The organism is Fusobacterium perfoetens, assembly GCF_021531595.1.
Taxonomy (GTDB): Bacteria; Fusobacteriota; Fusobacteriia; order Fusobacteriales; family Fusobacteriaceae; genus Fusobacterium_B.
In genome coordinates, this window is the sequence record NZ_JADYUD010000011.1 from 1 (window position 1) to 20,963 (window position 20,963).

22 protein-coding genes are annotated in these 20,963 nt (G+C 31.1%); all 22 read left to right on the forward strand.

Features of this window, described 5'->3' with window-relative positions:
* Window positions 1-355 precede the first annotated feature (355 nt).
* The 22 genes from I6E17_RS07175 (at window position 356) to fabF (ending at window position 20,954) form a co-directional block, all read left to right on the forward strand.
* The gene (locus I6E17_RS07175) at window positions 356-577 is read left to right on the forward strand and encodes a hypothetical protein (RefSeq protein WP_235236417.1); all 222 of its coding nucleotides are present in this window, start codon (window positions 356-358) and stop codon (window positions 575-577) included.
* A complete protein-coding gene (locus I6E17_RS10010; RefSeq protein ID WP_235236465.1) occupies window positions 556-1,221 on the forward strand; it encodes a DMT family transporter in 666 nt (221 codons plus the stop codon). Before I6E17_RS07175 ends, I6E17_RS10010 begins: the two co-directional genes overlap by 22 nt.
* Before the next feature lie 160 nt (window positions 1,222-1,381).
* Complete coding sequence (gene gmhB, locus I6E17_RS07185; RefSeq protein ID WP_235236420.1) at window positions 1,382-1,933, forward strand: D-glycero-beta-D-manno-heptose 1,7-bisphosphate 7-phosphatase; 552 nt, start codon at window positions 1,382-1,384, stop codon at window positions 1,931-1,933.
* Between the two features lie 86 nt (window positions 1,934-2,019).
* Window positions 2,020-3,300: a UDP-N-acetylmuramoyl-tripeptide--D-alanyl-D-alanine ligase gene (locus I6E17_RS07190; protein WP_235236421.1), complete on the forward strand. Its 1,281-nt coding sequence runs from the start codon at window positions 2,020-2,022 to the stop codon at window positions 3,298-3,300.
* 11 nt (window positions 3,301-3,311) lie between these two features.
* On the forward strand, window positions 3,312-4,400 hold the full coding sequence (gene mraY, locus I6E17_RS07195; RefSeq protein WP_235236423.1) for a phospho-N-acetylmuramoyl-pentapeptide-transferase: 1,089 nt from the start codon (window positions 3,312-3,314) through the stop codon (window positions 4,398-4,400).
* Window positions 4,401-4,472: 72 nt separating this feature from the next.
* Complete coding sequence (murD, locus tag I6E17_RS07200; RefSeq protein ID WP_235236425.1) at window positions 4,473-5,795, forward strand: UDP-N-acetylmuramoyl-L-alanine--D-glutamate ligase; 1,323 nt, start codon at window positions 4,473-4,475, stop codon at window positions 5,793-5,795.
* Window positions 5,792-6,859, forward strand: a complete 1,068-nt coding sequence (gene murG, locus I6E17_RS07205; RefSeq protein ID WP_176828686.1) for an undecaprenyldiphospho-muramoylpentapeptide beta-N-acetylglucosaminyltransferase — start codon at window positions 5,792-5,794, stop codon at window positions 6,857-6,859. Before murD ends, murG begins: the two co-directional genes overlap by 4 nt.
* 3 nt (window positions 6,860-6,862) lie before the next feature.
* The gene (murC, locus tag I6E17_RS07210; protein ID WP_235236427.1) at window positions 6,863-8,215 is read left to right on the forward strand and encodes a UDP-N-acetylmuramate--L-alanine ligase; all 1,353 of its coding nucleotides are present in this window, start codon (window positions 6,863-6,865) and stop codon (window positions 8,213-8,215) included.
* Window positions 8,215-9,054: a UDP-N-acetylmuramate dehydrogenase gene (gene murB / locus I6E17_RS07215; protein WP_176828684.1), complete on the forward strand. Its 840-nt coding sequence runs from the start codon at window positions 8,215-8,217 to the stop codon at window positions 9,052-9,054. The genes murC and murB overlap by 1 nt, the downstream gene beginning before the upstream one ends.
* A gap of 42 nt (window positions 9,055-9,096) precedes the next feature.
* On the forward strand, window positions 9,097-9,966 hold the full coding sequence (locus tag I6E17_RS07220; protein ID WP_176828683.1) for a D-alanine--D-alanine ligase: 870 nt from the start codon (window positions 9,097-9,099) through the stop codon (window positions 9,964-9,966).
* A gap of 29 nt (window positions 9,967-9,995) precedes the next feature.
* Window positions 9,996-10,691, forward strand: a complete 696-nt coding sequence (locus I6E17_RS07225) for a cell division protein FtsQ/DivIB (protein ID WP_235236429.1) — start codon at window positions 9,996-9,998, stop codon at window positions 10,689-10,691.
* Window positions 10,681-11,955: a cell division protein FtsA gene (ftsA, locus tag I6E17_RS07230; protein WP_176828681.1), complete on the forward strand. Its 1,275-nt coding sequence runs from the start codon at window positions 10,681-10,683 to the stop codon at window positions 11,953-11,955. The genes I6E17_RS07225 and ftsA overlap by 11 nt, the downstream gene beginning before the upstream one ends.
* Before the next feature lie 20 nt (window positions 11,956-11,975).
* Entirely contained in the window at window positions 11,976-13,046 is a 1,071-nt protein-coding gene (ftsZ, locus tag I6E17_RS07235) for a cell division protein FtsZ (protein WP_176828680.1), read from the forward strand.
* A gap of 111 nt (window positions 13,047-13,157) precedes the next feature.
* Window positions 13,158-13,442 (forward strand): 30S ribosomal protein S6, encoded by a 285-nt coding sequence (rpsF, locus tag I6E17_RS07240; protein ID WP_176828679.1) that lies wholly within the window; start codon window positions 13,158-13,160, stop codon window positions 13,440-13,442.
* Between the two features lie 57 nt (window positions 13,443-13,499).
* Window positions 13,500-13,718, forward strand: a complete 219-nt coding sequence (rpsR, locus tag I6E17_RS07245; RefSeq protein ID WP_176828678.1) for a 30S ribosomal protein S18 — start codon at window positions 13,500-13,502, stop codon at window positions 13,716-13,718.
* Between the two features lie 124 nt (window positions 13,719-13,842).
* A complete protein-coding gene (locus I6E17_RS07250) occupies window positions 13,843-15,057 on the forward strand; it encodes a M20 family metallo-hydrolase (protein ID WP_176828677.1) in 1,215 nt (404 codons plus the stop codon).
* A gap of 14 nt (window positions 15,058-15,071) precedes the next feature.
* Entirely contained in the window at window positions 15,072-16,049 is a 978-nt protein-coding gene (locus I6E17_RS07255) for a P1 family peptidase (RefSeq protein ID WP_235236431.1), read from the forward strand.
* Between the two features lie 184 nt (window positions 16,050-16,233).
* Complete coding sequence (gene plsX / locus I6E17_RS07260; protein WP_176828675.1) at window positions 16,234-17,244, forward strand: phosphate acyltransferase PlsX; 1,011 nt, start codon at window positions 16,234-16,236, stop codon at window positions 17,242-17,244.
* A complete protein-coding gene (locus I6E17_RS07265; RefSeq protein ID WP_328225845.1) occupies window positions 17,238-18,227 on the forward strand; it encodes a beta-ketoacyl-ACP synthase III in 990 nt (329 codons plus the stop codon). Before plsX ends, I6E17_RS07265 begins: the two co-directional genes overlap by 7 nt.
* Before the next feature lie 127 nt (window positions 18,228-18,354).
* A complete protein-coding gene (gene fabD, locus I6E17_RS07270) occupies window positions 18,355-19,266 on the forward strand; it encodes an ACP S-malonyltransferase (RefSeq protein WP_176828674.1) in 912 nt (303 codons plus the stop codon).
* 140 nt (window positions 19,267-19,406) lie between these two features.
* Window positions 19,407-19,631, forward strand: coding sequence for an acyl carrier protein (locus tag I6E17_RS07275; protein WP_176828673.1), 225 nt, complete (start codon window positions 19,407-19,409; stop codon window positions 19,629-19,631).
* Window positions 19,632-19,724: 93 nt separating this feature from the next.
* The gene (gene fabF, locus I6E17_RS07280; RefSeq protein WP_176828672.1) at window positions 19,725-20,954 is read left to right on the forward strand and encodes a beta-ketoacyl-ACP synthase II; all 1,230 of its coding nucleotides are present in this window, start codon (window positions 19,725-19,727) and stop codon (window positions 20,952-20,954) included.
* Window positions 20,955-20,963 lie beyond the last annotated feature (9 nt).

Consider the following 20,963-nt stretch of genomic DNA (forward strand, 5'->3'; position numbering starts at 1 on the left):
AACCTAGAAGTTAAGCCTGTAAACGCTGAAAGTACTTAGGGGGCAGCCCTTTGGGAGGATAGGAACTTGCCAATCTTTTTTATTTTTTGGATTAAGAGACTGTTGTATTTTCTAAATCTTAAAATTTTATTTTTATAAATAAGAAAAAAATAAATTTATACTATTTTTTAAAGAAAATAGATAATTAAGAATTTCAAATAAAGAATGAGAGTTAAGAGCTGTTTTATAGAGCTCTTTTTTTATTGTCTCAATGTAGCATAAATATAATAAAAAAACATTTGACACAAATACTAATTTAGGTTATATTCCATATTAATAATATTTTAAAATTTTAATAAAAGGGGAGGGGTAAGTCATGTTTAAAAGTAAATTGATGCTTTTAACTGCTGTATTAATTTTTGGGACACTGGCAGTCTTTGTAAGAAATATAAATCTTACTTCTAAAGAAATTGCTCTTTTGAGAGGAATTATAGGAAGTTTGTTTTTGATAATTGTAATGTTGTTTTCAAAAGAAAAAATATCTTTTTCAGCAATAAAAAAAATAAGTTTCTTCTTATTGCCTCAGGGCTTGGAATAGGAGTAAACTGGATATTTCTTTTTGAAGCTTATAAATATACAACAGTTTCTATTGCTACATTAAGTTATTATTGTGCCCCTATATTTGTTACTGTAATGGCACCAATAGTTTTAAAAGAGAAGATATCATTAGTAAAATTTTTATGTGTATGTACTGCAATGCTAGGTATGTTATGTATTGTCGGAACTAATAAAGGAACATCAGGAGAGGGATATAATCATCTTTTAGGTATAGCTTATGGACTGAGTGCTGCAGTATTTTATGCAAGTGTAATCCTTATGAATAAATTTATTAAGGGGCTTAAAGGGGTTGAAACAACAGTGACGCAGCTTATTCTTGCTTCTCTTCTTCTTTTTCCTTATGTGATGATAACTTCTGGATTTGATTTTTCAAATATGACAAAAACATCATGGATATATATGATATTTTTAGGAGTATTTAATACAGGGTTTGCATATGCTTTATATTTTACAGCAATAAAAAAGTTAAATGCACAGACTATAGCAGTTTTAAGTTACATAGATCCAATTACTGCAGTGATTATTTCAGCAGTATTTTTCGGAGAGAAAATGACAATGTTCCAAATTATAGGTGGAATTCTTATTTTAGTATCAACTTTTATAAGTGAAAATATTAAAAAATAGTTATATAAATTTTATGAAAAAAGAGATGTTATAAATAACTTTATGCCATCTCTTTTTTATTGCAAAAAATTTTAAAATAAAGATTAAAATAAAAGAAATAAATCTGTGATTGTGGTAAAATATAATAGTCTGAAAATTTTTAAAAGAGGGAGAAATTTTTATGAAAAACAAGGCAATTTTTTTAGACAGAGATGGAACTATAAATATAGATAAACATTATATGTATAAAATAGAAGATTTTGAATTTGTTGAAGGAGCAGAAAAAGGTCTGAAAATGTTCTATGATATGGGATATAAGCTTATAGTTGTAACAAATCAAGGCGGAATTGGAAGAGGATACTATACAGAAGAAGACTTAGAAAAATTAAATAACTATATGGAAAAAAGACTTCTTGAATCAGGAGTTAAAATTGAAAAATGTTACTTCTGCCCTCATCATGCAGAACATGGAATAGGAAAATATAAAAAAGACTGCAGCTGTAGAAAACCAAAGCCTGGAATGCTTATTGAAGGGATAAAGGAATTTGATATTGATCCAGAGAAATCTTATATGATAGGAGATAAAATGTCAGATGCAGAGGCTGGAATAAATGCAGGTGTAAAACCTATTATAGTAAAAACAGGAAAAGAGATTACAGAAGAAATAGAAAAAAGTGGTATTGAAATATATTCTTCTATTTATGAATTTGCATTAAGCCTACAAAAAAAATAACAAAATTAATCAGAAAAAATGACAGAAACAGTTGTAGTAAAAATTTTTAAATGATAAAATAAAAGATATGCAAAAAGGAAATAAAAATGAATAAATTGACTGAAATTATTACAAAAGTGTTATCATTAAAAGATAAAAATATAAATATATCAGGCGTAAAAATGGACAGCAGAAAAATAGAAAAAGGTGATGTATTTTTTGCATTGAATAATGGAAAAAATTATATTGCTGATGTTTTAGAAAAGGGAGCTTCTCTTGTTGTCTGTGATGATAAAAAATGGGAAAATAATGAAAAAGTTGCTGTTGTTGAAGATACTCTTTCAGCTATGCAGAAGATAGCTAATGAATATAGAAAATCACTTTCTGTAAAAATAATAGGAATAGTTGGAAGCAATGGGAAAACAACAACAAAAGATATAGTATATTCTATTTTATCTTCAAAATATAAGTGCAGAAAAACAGAGGGAAATTATAATAATCATATAGGTGTTCCTTATACAATTCTTCAGCTTAAAGAAGATGACGAATTTTCTGTTGTTGAAATGGGTATGAGCAGCCGTGGTGAAATTAAAGCACTTTGTGATATAGCTCTTCCTGATTATGGAGTGATTACAAATATAGGGGATTCTCATTTGGAATTTCTTTTAAATAGAGAAAATGTTTTTATTGAAAAAAGTGAAATAAAAAATTATGTTTCAAGTGAAAATTTAATTCTTTTCGGAGATGATTATTATCTTAAAAATCTTGAAGGAATAAAAACAGGGTTCGGAGATAGCAATGAATACATTATAAAAGACTATGAAGAAAAAGAAAATGGTGTAAACTTCAAAATAGACGGAGAAGAATATTTCTTTGGAATGAATGGTAAACATAACTGTATAAATGCTGCAATGGGAGTTACAGTAGGAAAAAGAATAGGACTTTCTGCTGAAGAGATTAGAAAAGGACTGAAAGACTGTTCAGTGACTCCTATGAGATTTCAGAAAATTGAAAAAAATGGAATTAAATATATAAATGATTCTTATAATGCAAGTCCTATATCAATGAAATATTCTTTAGAAACTTTAAACAACGCCTATAGAGGAATTTCAAAAATAGCTGTTCTTGCAGATATGGGAGAACTTGGAAAAGATGAACTTAAATATCATGAAGAAGTTTTAAAATATGCTCTTTCTCTTGATATTGAAAAAATTATTATTCTTGGAGAAATTATGAAAGAAGCTGCAAAATCTCTTGAGAATAAAGAAAAATTAATTATTGCAGAAACAAAAGAAGAAATAAAAAATATTATCAGAAAAGATTTTGCAGATAGAGTTATACTTCTTAAAGGCTCAAACTTCAATCATCTTTGGGAGATAATGGAATAGGAGAAAGAGAAATGTTATACATGCTTGGGCTGTATTATAAACAGCTGGAATTTTTAAAATCTATATATTTTAGAACATTTATAGGATTTACTTTATCTTTTTTAGTGGTTTTAATAATAGGACAGCCTTTTATTAAATTTTTAAAAAAGAAAAAGTTTGGTGAAGAAATAAGAGAAGATGGGCCAGCATCTCACTATAGTAAAAAAGGAACTCCTACAATGGGGGGAGTACTTATGCTTTTTGGTTCTCTTCTAACAATTCTTGTAGCAGGAAATCTTTATAATAAATTTACAATACTTCTTATAATAACGACTTTGTGTTTCAGTGCAATCGGTTTTGTAGATGATTATAAAAAATTTACAGTCAATAAAAACGGGCTGTCTGGAAAGAAAAAACTTTTCGGTCAGAGTCTTATTTCTATAATTGTATGGGTTTTTATTAAGGAATTTGGTCTTACAGGGTCAAAGGCTGTAGATTTTTCTCTTTCTAATCCGATAGTTCCGAACTCGTTCTTTTATATAGGAAGTTTTTTTATGCTTCTTTTTATTATGCTTGTAGTAAATGGAACTTCTAATGCAGTAAATATAACAGATGGTCTTGATGGCCTTGCAATAATGCCTGTAATAATAAGTTGTTCTATTTTAGGGACAATAGCTTATTTCAGTGGGCATATAGAGCTTAGCACTCACCTTCATCTGTTTTCTATTCCAGGATCAGGAGAGATAGCAGTATTTCTTTCAACTGTGATAGGAGCAGGACTTGCATTTTTATGGTATAACTGTTATCCTGCACAGATATTTATGGGAGACACAGGTTCTCTTGCTCTGGGAGGAGTTATAGGAGTTATTTCAATTCTTCTGAAACAGGAACTTCTTCTTCCAATAATAGGAGGAGTATTTGTAGGAGAAGCTGTTTCAGTTATTCTTCAGGTTGGATCATATAAATTGAGAAAAAAGAGAATATTTAGAATGGCACCTATTCATCATCATTTTGAACTTATGGGTGTTCCTGAAAATAAGGTAACCATGAGATTTTGGATTGTAGCTCTTCTTTTTGGAATAGCTGCACTTGGAATGATAAGATTAAGAGGAATTATGTAAGAGGCTGACTGTGAAAACAGTTATCCTCTTTTAGTTGTTCATAGAGAAACATTTTTGGAGGCAGAATTTAAGATGAAAGTTGGAATGGTCTTTGGAGACGGAGTCAGTGGAAAAGGGGCAAAAGAGGTCCTAAAAAAAATGAAATATGAGATAATAATGGTAGATGATAAGACGGGAATGTCTTCAGATTCAGCAGAAGAACTTTTGGATAAGACAAATGTTTTTATAAAAAGTCCTGGAATACCTTACACACATCTTGTAAATAAAGCATTTGAAATGAATGTAGAAGTTATTGATGAAATAGAACTAGCCTACAGATATATGAAAAGTTCAGGAATAAAAACAAAGATAGTTGCAGTTACAGGAAGTAATGGTAAGACAACAGTGACAAGCAAAATAACAGAGCTTCTTCAAAGAGCAGGATTTAAATGTGAACATGCAGGAAACATAGGAAATTCTTTTGGAGAGCTTATATGCAGCAGAAATGATTTAGATTATATTGTACTTGAATTAAGTTCGTATCAGCTTGAAAATTTAAAAACATTTAAAGCTGATATAGCTATGGTGATAAATCTTTCTCCAGATCATTTAAGCAGATATAAATCAAAAGAAGAATATTTTGATGCAAAATTCAATATAGGAAAAAATCAGACAGAGGAAGATATTTTTATTTATAACTTAAATGATAAAGATTCTCTGAAAAGATTAAGCAGAATAACAGGAAATAAACAAGGGGTTACTGTAAATACAGGAAAAGAAAAAGCTGTTTGTTTCACTGATGGAGAAAGTGTTATATATAAAGGAGAAAAAGTCCTTAATGTGAAAGAGCTTTCTTTAAAAGGAAAACATAATCTTGAAAATGTTTTATTTATTGTTGCAGCAGCAGAAAATATTGGAATAGATAAAGAGATTGTAAAAGAGTTTTTATATACAACAAAACCTCTTGAACATAGAATGGAAAGATTCTATAAGTGGAAAAATGTTCTTTTTGTAAATGACTCAAAAGGAACAAATATAGATTCTACATGCTTTGCAATAGATGCTTATAAGGGAGCTGTGCTTATATGTGGAGGAAAAGAAAAAGGTCTTCCATTAGATGAGCTTGTAGAAAAAATAAGAGAGAACATTGAAGAAGTTTATCTTATAGGAGAAATGACAGAAAGATTTAAAGAAGCCCTTTTACTTGGAGGATATCCTAACAGAAGAATTTATGCTGCTGGAGATATGAAAAATGCAGTTAAAATGTTAAGAGAAAAACTTTCAGGAGATGAAGAAAAAACTATTCTTCTTTCTCCGTCAACTTCAAGTTTTGACCAGTTTCCTAATTTTGAAACAAGAGGAAAAGTTTTTAAAGAACTTGTAAAAGAGTATTTTGAAGAGGGAGAAGAACTGTGAAAAAAGTTATTATAACAACAGGAGGAACAGGAGGACATATATATCCTGCTCTCTCTGTAGCAAAAGGATTAATAAAAAGAGATGTTGATGTTTTATTTGTAGGAAGCGACAGCAGAATGGAAAAGGACATGGTTCCTAAAGAAAATATAAGATTTGCAGGTCTTGAAATATATCCTATAAAATCATTTAAAACATTTTTCAAACTGATTTCAGCTGTAATAAAATCAGTAAAAATAATAAGAGAAGAAAAACCAGATGTTGTAATAGGTTTTGGAAATTATATTTCACTTCCTATGATAACAGCAGCTTTTCTTACAAGAACAAGTTTTTATCTTCAGGAACAGAATGCTAATCTTGGAATGACAAATAAAGTTTATTATAAATTTGCCAAAAAAACATTTTTAGCTTTTGAAAAAACTTATGATGATATACCTATGAAATATCAGCATAAGTTTAAAGTGACAGGAAACCCTTTAAGAGAAGAAATTTATAGCATTGACAGCAAAGAGGAAAGAGAAAGTCTTAAAGCTGAAGAGGGAGAAAAAATTCTTCTTATAACAGGGGGAAGTCTTGGAGCAAAAAGTATTAATGATGCTGTGTTAGATGAATGGGAAAAATTAAAAGAGGAAAAAAATATAAGAATATACTGGGCAACAGGAAAAACACATTACGATAAAATATTTGATAGAATAGAAAAAAGAAATATGAAAGATATTATAAAGCCTTATTTTGATAATCTTATAAATATAATGGCAGCAGCAGATCTTGTAATATGCAGAGCAGGAGCTCTTACTATATCAGAACTTATTGAACTTAAAAAACCGTCAGTTCTTATTCCTTATAATTCAGTAAAAGTTGGACAGTATGAAAATGCTGTGATTTTAGAAGAGAGAGAGGGAGCTCTTGTTTTTAATAACAATGAGGCTGATGAGGCTGTAAAAACAGCTATTGATTTGATACAAGATGATGAACAGCTTCAAAAGATGAAGCTGAGAATAAAGGCATTGAGAAATATGAATGCCACAGAAAATTTAATTAACAGTTTGGATATTTGGAGGAATTAATTAATGGAAAATGTGTTTTTTGTGGGAATAAACGGGATTGGAATGAGTGGTCTTGCTAAAATAATGAGAGAACTTAATTATAATGTTGCAGGATCAGATCCAAGCAGCAGCTATCTTACTGAAGAAATGAGAAAACAAGGAATAAAAATTTATTCTGAACATAAAAAAGAAAATATTGAAAATATGGATACTCTTATTGTTTCTACAGCAATAAGCAGAGAAAATCCAGAATATAAGAGAGCATTGGAAGAAGGAATACCTGTTCTTAAAAGAGGACAGCTTTTAGCAGAGCTTTTAAATCAGAAAACAGGTGTTGCAGTTGCAGGAACTCATGGAAAAACTACTACAAGTTCTATGCTTGCAACAATTCTTTTAGAAAAGGATCCTACAGTTGTTGTAGGAGGAATAGTTGATGCAATAAAATCAAATGCAAGATATGGAGCAGGAGAATATTTTGTTGCAGAAGCAGATGAAAGTGACAACTCTTTTCTTTATATGAGACCAAAATATTCAGTGATAACAAATATAGAGGCAGATCATCTTGAAAAGCATGGATCTTTAGAAAACATAAAAAAATCATTTAATATTTTTATGCAGCAGACAGAAAAAGAAATCATAGTATGTCTTGATAATAAAAATGTTCAAGACTTAATAGGATATAAAGACAATGTCATAACTTATAGCCTTGAAGATAAAAGTGCAGATATATATGCAGAGGGAATAAAAATTTCTGAAGGAAAAACATTATATGATGTTTATATAAAAGGTGAATATACAGGGGAATTTTCACTTTCTATTCCAGGAAAACATAATATTTATAACTCTCTTCCAGTTATATATCTTGCAAAAGAATTTGGGCTTGATATGAATGAAGTTAAAAAGAAAATAAATGAATTCAAGGGAGCAAAAAGAAGATATGATGTTCTTTATGATGATGGGAATATAAAAGTAATAGATGACTATGCACATCACCCAACAGAAATAGAAGCTACTCTTCAAGGAGCAAGAAGTATAGAGGATAAACATATAACTGTTATATTCCAGCCTCATAGATACAGCAGAGTGAAATTTCTTCTTGAAGAATTTGCAGGAACATTTAAAAATGCAGATGAACTTATTCTTATGCCTGTTTACAGTGCAGGGGAAAAAGATGAATTTGGAGTTTCTCTTGAAGATCTTTTAAATAAAATAGGTCATAAAAACAGCAGAATTATAAAAGATAAAAATGAACTTGAAGAAGAACTTTCTAAAAGAAATGAAAGTCATGTTTATCTTTTTATGGGAGCAGGAAGCATTTCATCTTTTGCTCATGAGTTTGCAGAAAAACTAGAAAAACAGAAGAAGGGAATCAATTAATGAGAATATTAGAAAATTATAATATGAAAAAACATTCTAATATGAAAATAGGCGGAGATGCCAGAAAATTCATAGAAATAGAAAATAAAGAGGAGCTTCCTGAGTTATTAAAAGAGCTTAAAAGCTATTTTATAATAGGAAATGGAACTAACACTCTTTTAAATGATAAATATCTTGATACAACATTTATATCTTTAAAAAAACTTAATAAAATTACAGATAAGGGAGAAGGAAGAATAAATGTTGAAGCAGGTCTTGATTTTGGAAAACTTATAAAATATATGGGAGAAAATAATCTTTCAGGACTTGAAGAACTTGCAGGAATACCAGGAACTGTAGGAGGACTTGTTTTTATGAACGGGGGAGCTTACGGAAAAGAGATATTTGACTGCATAGAATCTGTTGAAATTTTAGATGAGGAAAAAAATATAAAAGTGATTCCAAAGGAAAATCTAAAAATTGATTATAGAAAAACAGAGATAAAAGAAAATCACTGGATAATTATAAGTGCAAACTTTAAATTTGAAAATGGTTATAAAAAAGATTTAGTAAAAGAGATACAAACAAAAAGAGAAAATAATCAGCCTCTTGAAATGCCTAATCTTGGAAGTACATTTAAAAATCCTAAAGGATATTTTGCTGCAAGACTTATAATAGAAGCTGGGGCACAGGGATTAAAAATCGGAGGGGCTCAGATGTCAATGAAACATCCAAATTTCATAGTTAATGATGGAACAGCTACTTTTGATGATGTAATAAATCTTATAGCAGAAGTTAAAAAAATGGTAAAAGAAAAATCAGGTATAGAACTAGAAAGAGAAATTATAATTTTAAGATAATCTATTTTTGTACATAAACAGAGAAAAGGGAGTGTAAATTTTATGAAAATAGCAGTTTTTATGGGAGGAATTTCTTCTGAAAAAGAAGTATCTTTAAGAACAGGGACAGCAATACTTAACAGCCTTTTAAAACAAGGATATGATGCTTATGGTATAGTGCTTGATAAAAATAATCTGCTTTCAGCATTTACAGATAATGAATATGACTTAGCATATCTTGCTCTTCATGGAGAATATGGGGAAGATGGAAGAATACAAGGACTTCTTGATATACTTGGAAAAAAATATACAGGATGTGGAATGATTTCAAGTGCTGTATCTATGGATAAAGATCTTACTAAAAAAATAGCTCAGGCTGTAGGTGTGAGAACAGCAAAATCTTATACAAGAGAAGATGTGGAAAATATAACAGAATATCCAGTTGTTGTTAAGCCTTCAACAGAGGGTTCAACAGTAGGTTTATATATTTGTCATAATTTAGAAGAACTTAAAGATGCAATAGAAAAATCAGGAGACAAAGATCTTGTTATAGAAGAATTTATAAAAGGAGAAGAACTTACTGTAGGTGTAGTAGAAGGAGAAGCTTTGGGCGTACTTAAGATAACTCCTAAGATAGGGTTATATGATTATAAATCAAAATATACAGCAGGAATGACAGAATATGAATATCCTGCAAAAATAAGTGAAAAAGCCTACCAAGAAGCCATGGAATATGCTACAATAATTCATAATAGCTTAAAAATGAAGGGAATTTCAAGAAGCGATTTTATATTAAAAGATGAGAAACTATATTTTCTTGAAGTAAATAGCTGTCCTGGAATGACTGAAACAAGTCTTGTTCCAAAACTTGCAACTTTAAAAGGATATACTTTTGATGATCTTACAAGAAAAATTGTTGAAAAATTCAGATAAATAATGGATAATTAAAGAGACAGGTGATTTTGTTGAAATTAATCTTTAGAATAGCTTTAATAACTCTTCTTACTTTGGGAGTAATTAAGACAGATAGGTTTTTTCTGACAAAACCTGTGTTTAAAATAGAAGATGTAAGAATAGAGGGAGCTTCTGAAAAACTTGAAAAAAGTTTTGCTCCTTTAAAAGAACAGCTTATTGGAAAAAATATAAATGACATAAATCTTGAAGAAATAAAAAAAAGAGTCCTTGAAGATGTAAGAGTCAAAAATGGAAAAGTTAAAAGAGAGGCTCTTAATAAAATATTGATAACAATAGAAGAAAGAGAGCCAGAATATTACCTTCAGTATAAAAAAAATATTTATATTTTAGATAAAGAGGGAAAAATTTATGGATATTTAAATGATTTAAAAACAAAAGATTTTCCTTTTATAGTAGCAAAGACAGAAGAAGAGATAGAAATTCTTCTTGGAGTGCTTGATAAGGGAGAAGCAACAGACTTTAAGGATATAATATCACAGATATACATAAAAGACAGCAGCAGTATAAATATAGTTCTTTCAGACGGAGCTGTGATAAAGACAGATAAAGAAGTGACAAAAGAAAAATATGACATTGGAAGTTATCTTTTCTTTGATTTATCAAGCAGAAAAAAAATAGACTATATTGATCTTCGTTATGAAGATTATATAGTAAAATATGTGGAGGATAAAAATGGAAGATAGTATTATAAAATTTATCCTGGATGTAGGAAATTCAAAAATTAAAATGCTTGCAGGAGAGCTCAGCAATTATGGAGAAAAACTAAGAGTATTGAAATATATTGAAGTTCCTAGCAGAGGAATCAGAAAAAATGTGATAGAAAACCAGATTTATCTGAGCGAAAGTATAGCTGATGCTGTAAAAGAAATGGAAGCAGCAACAGGACTTGAGGTTAAAAAAGTAATCTTAGGTATAGGTGGAACAAATATCTATTCAAGAACCAAAAATATAAAACTGACTTTTGATGAAGAAAAGGTTATAACTAATGACCATATTACAGAACTTTTTCTTACAGCAGAAAAAGAACTTAAACAAAAAGCAGAACAAGTTCTTGAAAGTGAAATGTATAATATAAGAGTAAATAACTCTGGTATTGTAAAAAATCCTGTAGGACTTACAGGAAGAGAACTTCAGGCAGATGTTCATCTTATTTTTGTAAATGAAAATGAAGTTGAAGAACTTACAGAAGCAGTAAACAGAGCAAAACTTGAAGTTGACAGCATAGTTTTAAATCCATATGCTTCAGCAAAAGCAACACTTATGGAAGAAGATAAAACAATGGGAGTTGCTCTTATTGATATAGGAGAGGGAACAACTGACATTATTATCTATAAAAATAATAAACTTATCTATGCAAAATCACTTCCTCTTGGAGGAATGCATTATGTAAGTGATTTGGAATATATATTCAGTATTCCTAAATCAGAAGCTCAGGAAATAATAAGACAGATAAGCGAATCAAAAGATAAAAAAGAATTTAATTTCCCAGTGAGTGGAAATAAATATATTTCTATAGGAAATGTAAGAAAAGTTATAGATGCAAGAACAGGAGATCTTGTTACATTTATAAAAAAAGCAATAGAAGAATCTGGATTTACTGGATATCTTGGAAAGGGAATATACCTTACAGGAGGAGCTACAAAACTGGACGAAATATTTGAAGGTGTAAAGAGCAATCTAGGTTATTCTGTAAAGAGAGTTCTTCCAGTACAGCTTGCAGGTCTTGAAGATGTAAGACCAGAGATGTCTGCAGCAGTAGGAATTCTTTTAGAGGTAATGGAGAAGGAATATAATAACCTTGAAAAAGAAAGAAAGAAAAAAGAAGAACAGGAAAATCTTCTAAAAACAAGTATGAAATTAAACGATGACAAAACTGAAGAAAAACAACCAAAAGTAAAAAAAGAGAGATTTAAATCTGTAAAAGAATGGCTTTCAAATTTTATATAATTCTGGGGAGGTAAAACAATATGGAGAACAATATCGTAAAAATAAAAGTTCTTGGTGCTGGTGGTGCTGGTGGAAATGCAATCAACGACATGATTTCAGCAGGAGTGTCTGGAGTTGAATTTATAGCAGCCAATACAGATGCACAAGATTTAGGAAAATCTCTTGCTGATGTAAGAATTCAGCTTGGAGAAAAACTTACAAGAGGACTTGGAGCAGGAGCAAATCCTGAAATAGGAAAACAATCAGCAGAAGAAGATTTAGAAAAATTAAAACAGCTTCTGGAAGATACAGATATGCTTTTCATAACAGCCGGAATGGGTGGAGGAACAGGAACTGGTTCATCTCCTGTAATAGCTAAAATAGCAAAAGAATTAGGAGTTCTTACAGTAGGTATAGTAACAAAACCGTTTGGATTTGAAGGCGGAAAAAGAAGAGCAAATGCAGAAAAGGGAATAGAGGAATTAAAAGAGTTTGTAGACTCTCTTGTTGTAATTCCAAATGATAAATTGTTTGAACTTCCAGATAAAACAATAACACTTCAAAATGCTTTTAAAGAAGCAAATAATATTTTAAAAATAGGTATTAAAGGTGTTGCTGATCTTATGATTGGAAATGGACTTATAAACCTTGACTTTGCTGATATAAAGACAACTATGCAAAATTCTGGAATAGCTGTTCTTGGATTTGGTGAAGGAGAAGGAGAAAACAGAGCTATAAAAGCAACTGAAAAAGCTTTAATGTCTCCATTACTTGAAAAATCAATTTCAGGAGCAAGTAAAATTCTTCTTAACATAGCAGGATCATCAGACCTTACTCTTATGGAAGCACAATCTATAGCAAATATTGTTAAAGATGCAGCTGGTAAAAGTGCAGATGATGTAATGTTTGGAGTAAATTTAAATGAAGATTTAAAAGATGGAATTCAAGTTACAATTATAGCTAATAACTTTGTTGATGCTGTTGAAAAAAATGAGCCTTTCATAAATGTAGCTATAAATAAAACAGAAGAACAAAAAGAGGAAACTAAAGCAGCTGAAGAAGAAAAAAGAATAGAGCTTGATCTTCCACCTTGGATAAGAAGCAGCAAATAAAATTTTATAAAATAGTTGAAAATAAAAGGATATTATGATATAATAATTCTTGCCCTGCTCAAGAACAGTAAGTTTTTTGGGCTAAAACCATAGGGAGGAGGTAAAAAACGAATGACTAAATACGAAATTATGTACATCATCAACCCAACAATATTAGAAGAGGGAAGAGATGCAGTTATCGCTAAAGTTGATGCTATATTAACAGAAGCTGGAGCTACTCTTACTAAAACTGAAAAATGGGGAGAAAGAAAGTTAGCTTATCCTATTGACAAAAAGAAAACAGGATTTTATGTACTAACTACTTTAGAAATGGACGGTACAAGATTAGTAGAAGTAGAAAGAAAACTTAACATAACTGAAGAAGTTATGAGATATATCATCGTAAAACAAGACTAATTTCTATTAAATTAATCAAAGTATCAAAAGTTTATTTCAAATAAGGAGGTATTTAAAATGGCTGAATTCAGAAGAAGAAGAGCAAAATTAAGAGTTAAAGCTTCAGAAATTGATTATAAAAACGTAGACCTTTTAAAAAGATTTGTTTCTGATAAAGGAAGAATCAATCCTTCTAGAGTAACTGGTGCTAACGCTAAGTTACAAAGAAAAATAGCTAAAGCTATTAAAAGAGCTAGAAACATCGCTTTAATTCCTTACACAAGAACAGAAAAATAATTTCACATAAAAAAGAGATGAATTTCATCTCTTTTTTTGTTTTTTGGAAATAAATGATATAATGCCTTTATAGAAATAAAATTTTATTTATGTAAATATGAGAGAGGAATGGAAAAAATAAAAGATGGAATTATATAAAGATTTAGAGACAGTAACAAAATGGTTTAAGGCTCTTGAACCAATAGGTACAGATAAGAAAGGAGGAGTCACAAGACTTGGGTATTCAAAAACAGAAGATGTCATGCACGGGGCTATAAGAAATATTGCAAGAAATCTTGGACTAAAATCTTCAGGTGATGAAGTTGGAAATACTTATATTCATGAAAAAAATTATGACAAATATTATGTAATAGGTTCTCATCTTGACTCTGTTATAAACGGAGGAAGATATGACGGTGTAGCAGGGATACTTTCAGGTCTTTTAGTGTTAAAGTGGATAAAAGAAGAAGGGCTTAATATTCCTGTGAAAGTAGCAGCCTTTAGATGTGAGGAATCAAGTGCTTTTGGAATAGCAACAGTGGGAAGTTCTCTTATCACTCATACTCTTGATGTTGATATAATGAAGCAGGTAAAAAATCAGGAGGGAAACTCTCTTTATGAAACTTTAAAATCAAAAGGATATAATCCTCATTGTAAAAAAATAGAGGGAGTTTTGGGATATTTTGAACTTCATATAGAACAAGGAAGAGTTCTTGAAGTTTCAAATAAAAAAATAGGAATAGTAAATGCAATAGCAGCTGCAACAAGATATTGGCTTTTTATTGAAGGAAGACAGGATCACTCTGGTGCAACTCCTATGGGAATAAGAAAAGATGCTTTGTGTGCAGCAGCAGAAATAGTTACTGAGCTTGAAAAATATGCAGATGAAGAGGCAGCAAACAGTACAGTTGGGACAATAGGATATATTGCAAATTCTCCTAATGCTTTCAATGTAATTCCTGGGAATGTAAAAATGGGAATAGATATAAGGGGAATTGATAAAAAAAGTATTAATAAAGTTGACGATGAGATTGTAGAATTTATAAAAAAGGTTTGTGAAAAAAGAGGATTAAAATATAAACTAGTACCAATTTCAAAGGCTAAACCTGTAAAATTAGATGAAGAGTTAAAATTAAATCTTGCAAAGACAGCAGAAGAACTAAAGGAAGAATATATGATAATGAACAGTGGTGCAGGACACGATGCAATGAAATTTGCAGAGATAACTCCTACAGGAATGGTATTTATTCCATGCAGAGATGGGGTAAGCCATAATAAAGATGAGGATATTAATTTTGAAGATGTGGTAAGAGGAAGTAAAATTATATTTGAGCAATTAAAAAAACTTGCATTACAATAAAAAAGGGGGGATTTATGGACGGGCTTTTAAAAGAAATAAAAATATCTGAAATTGAAAATGTAAAAATAGGACATGCTGAAAACTTTGAAAGTGGTACAGGGTGTACAGTGATTATTTGTGAAAAAGGAGCTCCAGCTGGTGTTGATGTAAGAGGGGGAGGACCTGCTTCAAGAGAAACAGAACTTTTAAATCCTGTTGCAGATTGTAAAGGAATTCATGCTCTTCTTTTAAGTGGAGGAAGTGCATATGGTCTTGATGGGGCTGGAGGAGTAATGAAATATCTTGAAGAAAAAGAAATAGGATTTCCAGTGGGAAAAACAGTTGTTCCTCTTGTGTGTGCTTCATGCCTTTTTGATTTAAATGTGGGAGATTATAAAGTAAGACCTGATGCAGAGATGGCTTACAGAGCCTGTGAAGATGCAGAAAATTTAAGAGATGATTCAGGATGTATAGGAGCAGGTACTGGAGCAACAGTAGGAAAGTTTTTAGGGCCAGAACATACTATGAAGTCAGGGCTTGGATGTTATGCAGTGCAGATAGGAGAACTGAAAGTAGGTGCAGTTGTTGCAGTTAATGCTCTTGGAGATATTTTTGATGAAAAAACTGGTAAAAAACTTGCAGGAATTTTAAATGAAGATAAAACAGGATTCGGAGATACAGAAACAGAATTTTATAAAGTATATAGCAGAATGAAAAATCTTTTTACAGGAAATACAACAATAGGAGCTATAATTACAAATGGAAAATTTGATAAAGTACAGATGAAAAAGATAGCAGCTATGGCACAGAATGGTTATGCAAGAACTATTCGTCCAGTCCATACTACAGCTGATGGTGACAGTATATATGGACTTTCTTCAGGAGATGTAGAAGCAGATTTAAATGTTACTGGAACACTTGCTTCTCTTGTAATGGCTCGTGCTGTAAATAAAGCAATTTTATCTGCCCAATCAATGTATGGTTATCTTTCTGCAAAAGATGTTCAGAAATAATATTATTTTAAATAAAGATACAAAGCGGGAAAATTTTACTCCCGCTTTTTATAATTGCACTTATATGATAGAATAGAGAAAAGAGAATATAAAAAACTTTACTTTTTTAATAGAAAATCTGTATATTAAATGCGGATTGTGGTATAATTAAAAAAAATTTGTCTGACAGAATTAGGAGCGTAGAATGAGAATAGTTGTTGATGGTATGGGGGGAGACAGAGGAACTGCTGAAGTTTTAAAAGGAGTGAGACTAGCTCTTCTTGAAATGCCTGAAATAGAAATTACTGTTGTTGGTAAAGAAGAAATTATAAAAAAAGAACTTTCAAAACATAAATATGATGAAAACCGTCTTACAGTTGTAAATGCTGATGAGGTTATAGAAATGACAGATGAACCTATGCAGGCTGTAAGAAAGAAAAAAAATTCATCAATGAATGTTGCTCTTGAACTGGTTAAGAATGGAGAAGGAGATGCTTTTGTATCAGCAGGAAACACAGGAGCACTTATATCTGCAAGCCAGCTTAAATTAAGAAGAATAAAAGGAGTGCTTAGACCTGCAATAGCAACAGTTTTTCCGGCAAAGGGGAAAAATATTGTTCTTATGGATGTTGGAGCCAATGCAGATACAAAGCCAGAGTTTATAAATCAGTTTGCTGTAATAGGATGCAAATTTGCAGAAGAAATTCTTCACAGAAAAAATCCTACAGCTGCACTTCTTAATATAGGAAGTGAAGAGGGAAAAGGAAATGAGCTTACAAGAGAAGCTTACAATCTTATGAAGAATAATAAAAATATAAATTTTGCAGGAAATATTGAAAGCAGAGATATGATGTCAGGAAAAGTAGATGTTGTTGTTACAGATGGATTTACAGGAAATATGGTTCTTAAAACAAGTGAAGGTATTGCAAAGTATATTTTTGAATGTCTGAAAGAGGAAATAAAAGATAGTTTTCTTGCAAAGATAGGTGTATTTTTTATGATGCCTGTCTTAAAAAAATTAAAGAAAAGACTGGATTCATCAGAGTATGGAGGAGCATTGTTTTTAGGACTTAATGGAATATCAATAAAGGCTCATGGAAACTCAGATGCAAATGGAATAAAAAATGCAATAAGAGTGGCAAAAGAATTTGCAGAAAATAAATTTGTGGAAAAATTAAAAGATATGATAGGTTCACAGGAGGAAGAAGAGTGTTAAAAAGTGTTGGAATAGTTGGATTAGGTATTTATGCACCTGAAAAGGTAATGACTAATGCTGACTGGGAAAAATTAGTAGATACATCAGATGAATGGATAAGAACAAGAACAGGAATACAAGAAAGAAGATATGTAACAGAAGGACAAGGAACATCAGACCTTGCTACAGAAGCAGCAAAAAAAGCTCTTGAAGATGCAGGAATGGTTCCTGAAGATGTGGAATTTATAATTCTTGCAACATGTACTCCTGATTACAGAGCACAAAATGCTTCATCTCTTGTTCAGGCAAAATTAGGAGCAAAAAATGCAGCTGCTTTTGATTTAAGTGCAGCATGCAGTGGGTTTATATATGCTCTTTCTATAGGAAAATCAATGATACAGTCAGGAATGTATAAAAATATTCTTGTAATAGCAGCAGAGTCTGTATCAAAACTTTTAAATATGAAGGATAGAAATACAGCTATTCTATTTGGAGACGGAGCAGCTGCAGCAGTTTTAAAAGAAGTTGAAGATGGATATGGAATTATCTCATCTTTCTTAGGAACAGAAGGAGTACTTGATGAAACTCTTAGAATAAACTATGGAGGAACTCTTCATCCAGTTACTCACGAAGCTATAGATAACGGAGACATATATTTAAAAATGAATGGTCAGGAAGTATTTAAATTTGCAGTAAAAGCACTTCCAAAATCAACAAAAGAAGCTCTTGCAACAGGAAATATAAATGTTGAAGATTTAGACATGGTAATTCCTCATCAGGCAAATATGAGAATAATAGAAGCAGCAGCAAAAAGACTTAAACTGCCAATGGATAAATTTTATGTAAATCTTCAGAAATATGGAAACACTTCAGCAGCTTCAGTAGGACTTGCACTTGGAGAGGCAGTACAGGAAGGAAAAATTAAAAAAGGAGATTTATTGGCACTTACAGGATTTGGAGCAGGACTTACTTATGGATCTGTTGTAATAAAATGGGCTAAATAAATTAACCTTAGTTAATTATAACTTAAAAGATTAATTGACACAGAAAATAATGTTATGATAAAATTACATATGTAATGATAAAATTACATATGTAATGATAAAATTACATTTATTTTTAGGAGGAAGTATGGGCAAAACAGCTTTCGTTTTTCCAGGACAAGGGGCACAGTTCGTTGGAATGGGAAAAGATATTTACGAAAATAATGAAATAGCAAAGCAAGAATTTGACAAAATATTTTCAAGTCTTTCTTTTGACCTAAAAACAGCTATGTTTGAAGGACCTGAAGAAACACTTAAAAAGACAAAATATACTCAGCCAGCTATTGTGGCAATGAGTCTTGTGCTTGAAAAACTTGTAAGAGAAAAAGGAATAAAACCTGATTTTGTTGCAGGGCACTCTGTAGGAGAATATGCAGCATTTGGTTCAGGAGAATTTCTTACTCTTTCTGATGCAGTAAAACTTACTGCATTCAGAGGGGAAACAATGAATGAAATAGCAGAATCTGTAAATGGAGGAATGGCTGCTATAATAGGAATGGAATCTTCAAAGATAGAAGAAGTTTTAAAAACTGTTGAAGGAGTTGTTGAAGCGGTAAACTTTAACGAACCTAAGCAAACAGTTATAGCAGGACAGAAAGATGCTATAGAAAGAGCATGTGTAGCTTTAAAAGAAGCAGGAGCAAAAAGAGCTCTTCCTCTTGCAGTATCAGGACCTTTCCATTCATCACTTATGAAGCCTGCAGGAGAAAAACTTAAATCAGAAGCAGAAAAATATGACTTCAAAGAAGGTACAGCAAAGCTTATAGCTAACACAACTGCAGAAATCATTTCAACACCAGCTGAAATAAAAGCAGAAATTTATGCTCAAAGTTTCGGACCTGTAAAATGGGTTGATACAGTAAATAAATTAAAAGAAAATGGTGTTGATACAATATATGAAATAGGGCCTGGAAAAGTTTTAGCTGGTCTTATTAAAAAGATTGATAAAGAATTAACTGTTATAAATGTAAATTCTTTAGATGATATTGAAAAATTATAAAATAAGCAGAAAAAGGGACTTTTTGACAGAAATGTCCTAATATGAAAATTTTATTTTGATAAAAAGTTGAAAACTATAAACAAATTTGATAATATTATAGTGAAAATAAAAATTTATTTAAAGAAATTGAGGAGGAAAAGATGTTAGATAAAATTAAAGAAATAGTAGTAGAACAATTAGGAGTAGATGCAGATCAAGTAACTCCAGATGCAAACTTCGTAGATGATTTAGGAGCAGATTCATTAGATACAGTTGAATTAATCATGGCGTTTGAAGAAGAATTTGATATAGAAATTCCTGATACAGATGCAGAAAAAATCAAAACTGTACAAGATGTAATGGACTACATAGAAGAAAACAAGTAGTAATGAACAGTAAAGGGGATACAGAAATGGTCCCCTTTAATTTTTATAAGCAGAAATATTTTACATAAAAATTTCAACTAGAGAGGTGATAACATGAGAAGAGTTGTTGTAACAGGACTTGGTCTTATAACAGCTTTAGGAACAGGAATAGAAAAATCTTGGGCTGGAATCATAAGTGGAAAAACTGGAGTTAAAACAATAGAAGCTTTTGATACAGAAGATACTCCTGTAAAAGTTGCAGGGGAAGTAAGAGATTTTGAACCTGAAGCATTTGGAATAGAGAAAAAAGAGATTAAAAAACTTGCAAGAAATACTCAGTTTGCAATAGGAGCAGCTAAAATGGCTCTTAGTGATTCTGGGCTTGTAATAGATGAAAATAATGCTGAAAGAGTGGGAGTAATAGTTTCTTCTGGTATAGGAGGAATGGAAATATTTGAAGCACAACATGAAGTTCTTTTAAATAAAGGACCTAAAAGAGTATCTCCTTTCACAATTCCAGGAATGATAGCTAATATGGCATCAGGAAATGTAGGAATATATCTAGGAGCAAAAGGGCCTAATAAATCAATAGTAACAGCATGTGCAGCAGGAACTCACTCAATAGGAGATGCTTTTGAAACAATAAAACTTGGAAAAGCAGATGTAATGCTTGCAGGAGGAACTGAAGCATGCATAACAAAATTTGCTGTAAACAGTTTCGCTAACATGAAAGCTCTTTCAACAAATCCAGATCCTAATACAGCATCAAGACCATTTACAATAGACAGAGATGGATTTGTAATGGGAGAAGGAGCAGGAGTTCTTGTTCTTGAAGAACTTGAACATGCACTTGCAAGAAATGCAAAAATATATGCAGAAGTTACAGGTTACGGAGAAACTTGTGACGCTCACCATATTACAGCACCAGCAGTTGACGGAGCTGTAAGAGCATTTAAAATGGCTCTTAAAGAATCAGGAGCAGATGTTTCAGAAGTTGACTATATAAATGCTCATGGAACTTCAACAGGTCTTAATGATAAAAATGAAACTGCAGCAATAAAAGAAGTATTTGGAGAAGATGCAAGAAGACTTAATATTTCTTCAACAAAAGGAGCAACAGGACATGTTCTTGGAGGAGCAGGGGGAATAGAAGGAGTTATTCTTGCAAAGAGTATTTCTGAAGGAATTATACCTCCTACAGCAAACTATGAAAATCCAGATCCAGAATGTGATTTAAACTATACACCAAATAAAGCTGTTGAGAAAGAAATCAGAGTAGGAATGTCAAGTTCTCTTGGATTTGGTGGACACAATGCAGTAATTGTGATGAAAAAATACAAATAAAAGGGGAAA

Coding starts and splice junctions, on each gene's coding strand:
- murB (WP_176828684.1), top strand. CDS start 8,215: ATGAGAATATTAGAAAATTATAATATGAAAAAACATTCTAATATGAAA.
- I6E17_RS07255 (WP_235236431.1), top strand. CDS start 15,072: ATGGACGGGCTTTTAAAAGAAATAAAAATATCTGAAATTGAAAATGTA.
- gmhB (WP_235236420.1), top strand. CDS start 1,382: ATGAAAAACAAGGCAATTTTTTTAGACAGAGATGGAACTATAAATATA.
- ftsA (WP_176828681.1), top strand. CDS start 10,681: ATGGAAGATAGTATTATAAAATTTATCCTGGATGTAGGAAATTCAAAA.
- I6E17_RS07275 (WP_176828673.1), top strand. CDS start 19,407: ATGTTAGATAAAATTAAAGAAATAGTAGTAGAACAATTAGGAGTAGAT.
- I6E17_RS07220 (WP_176828683.1), top strand. CDS start 9,097: ATGAAAATAGCAGTTTTTATGGGAGGAATTTCTTCTGAAAAAGAAGTA.
- fabD (WP_176828674.1), top strand. CDS start 18,355: ATGGGCAAAACAGCTTTCGTTTTTCCAGGACAAGGGGCACAGTTCGTT.
- fabF (WP_176828672.1), top strand. CDS start 19,725: ATGAGAAGAGTTGTTGTAACAGGACTTGGTCTTATAACAGCTTTAGGA.
- I6E17_RS07250 (WP_176828677.1), top strand. CDS start 13,843: ATGGAATTATATAAAGATTTAGAGACAGTAACAAAATGGTTTAAGGCT.
- murC (WP_235236427.1), top strand. CDS start 6,863: ATGGAAAATGTGTTTTTTGTGGGAATAAACGGGATTGGAATGAGTGGT.
- murD (WP_235236425.1), top strand. CDS start 4,473: ATGAAAGTTGGAATGGTCTTTGGAGACGGAGTCAGTGGAAAAGGGGCA.
- I6E17_RS07190 (WP_235236421.1), top strand. CDS start 2,020: ATGAATAAATTGACTGAAATTATTACAAAAGTGTTATCATTAAAAGAT.
- rpsR (WP_176828678.1), top strand. CDS start 13,500: ATGGCTGAATTCAGAAGAAGAAGAGCAAAATTAAGAGTTAAAGCTTCA.
- plsX (WP_176828675.1), top strand. CDS start 16,234: ATGAGAATAGTTGTTGATGGTATGGGGGGAGACAGAGGAACTGCTGAA.
- mraY (WP_235236423.1), top strand. CDS start 3,312: ATGTTATACATGCTTGGGCTGTATTATAAACAGCTGGAATTTTTAAAA.
- rpsF (WP_176828679.1), top strand. CDS start 13,158: ATGACTAAATACGAAATTATGTACATCATCAACCCAACAATATTAGAA.
- I6E17_RS07175 (WP_235236417.1), top strand. CDS start 356: ATGTTTAAAAGTAAATTGATGCTTTTAACTGCTGTATTAATTTTTGGG.
- ftsZ (WP_176828680.1), top strand. CDS start 11,976: ATGGAGAACAATATCGTAAAAATAAAAGTTCTTGGTGCTGGTGGTGCT.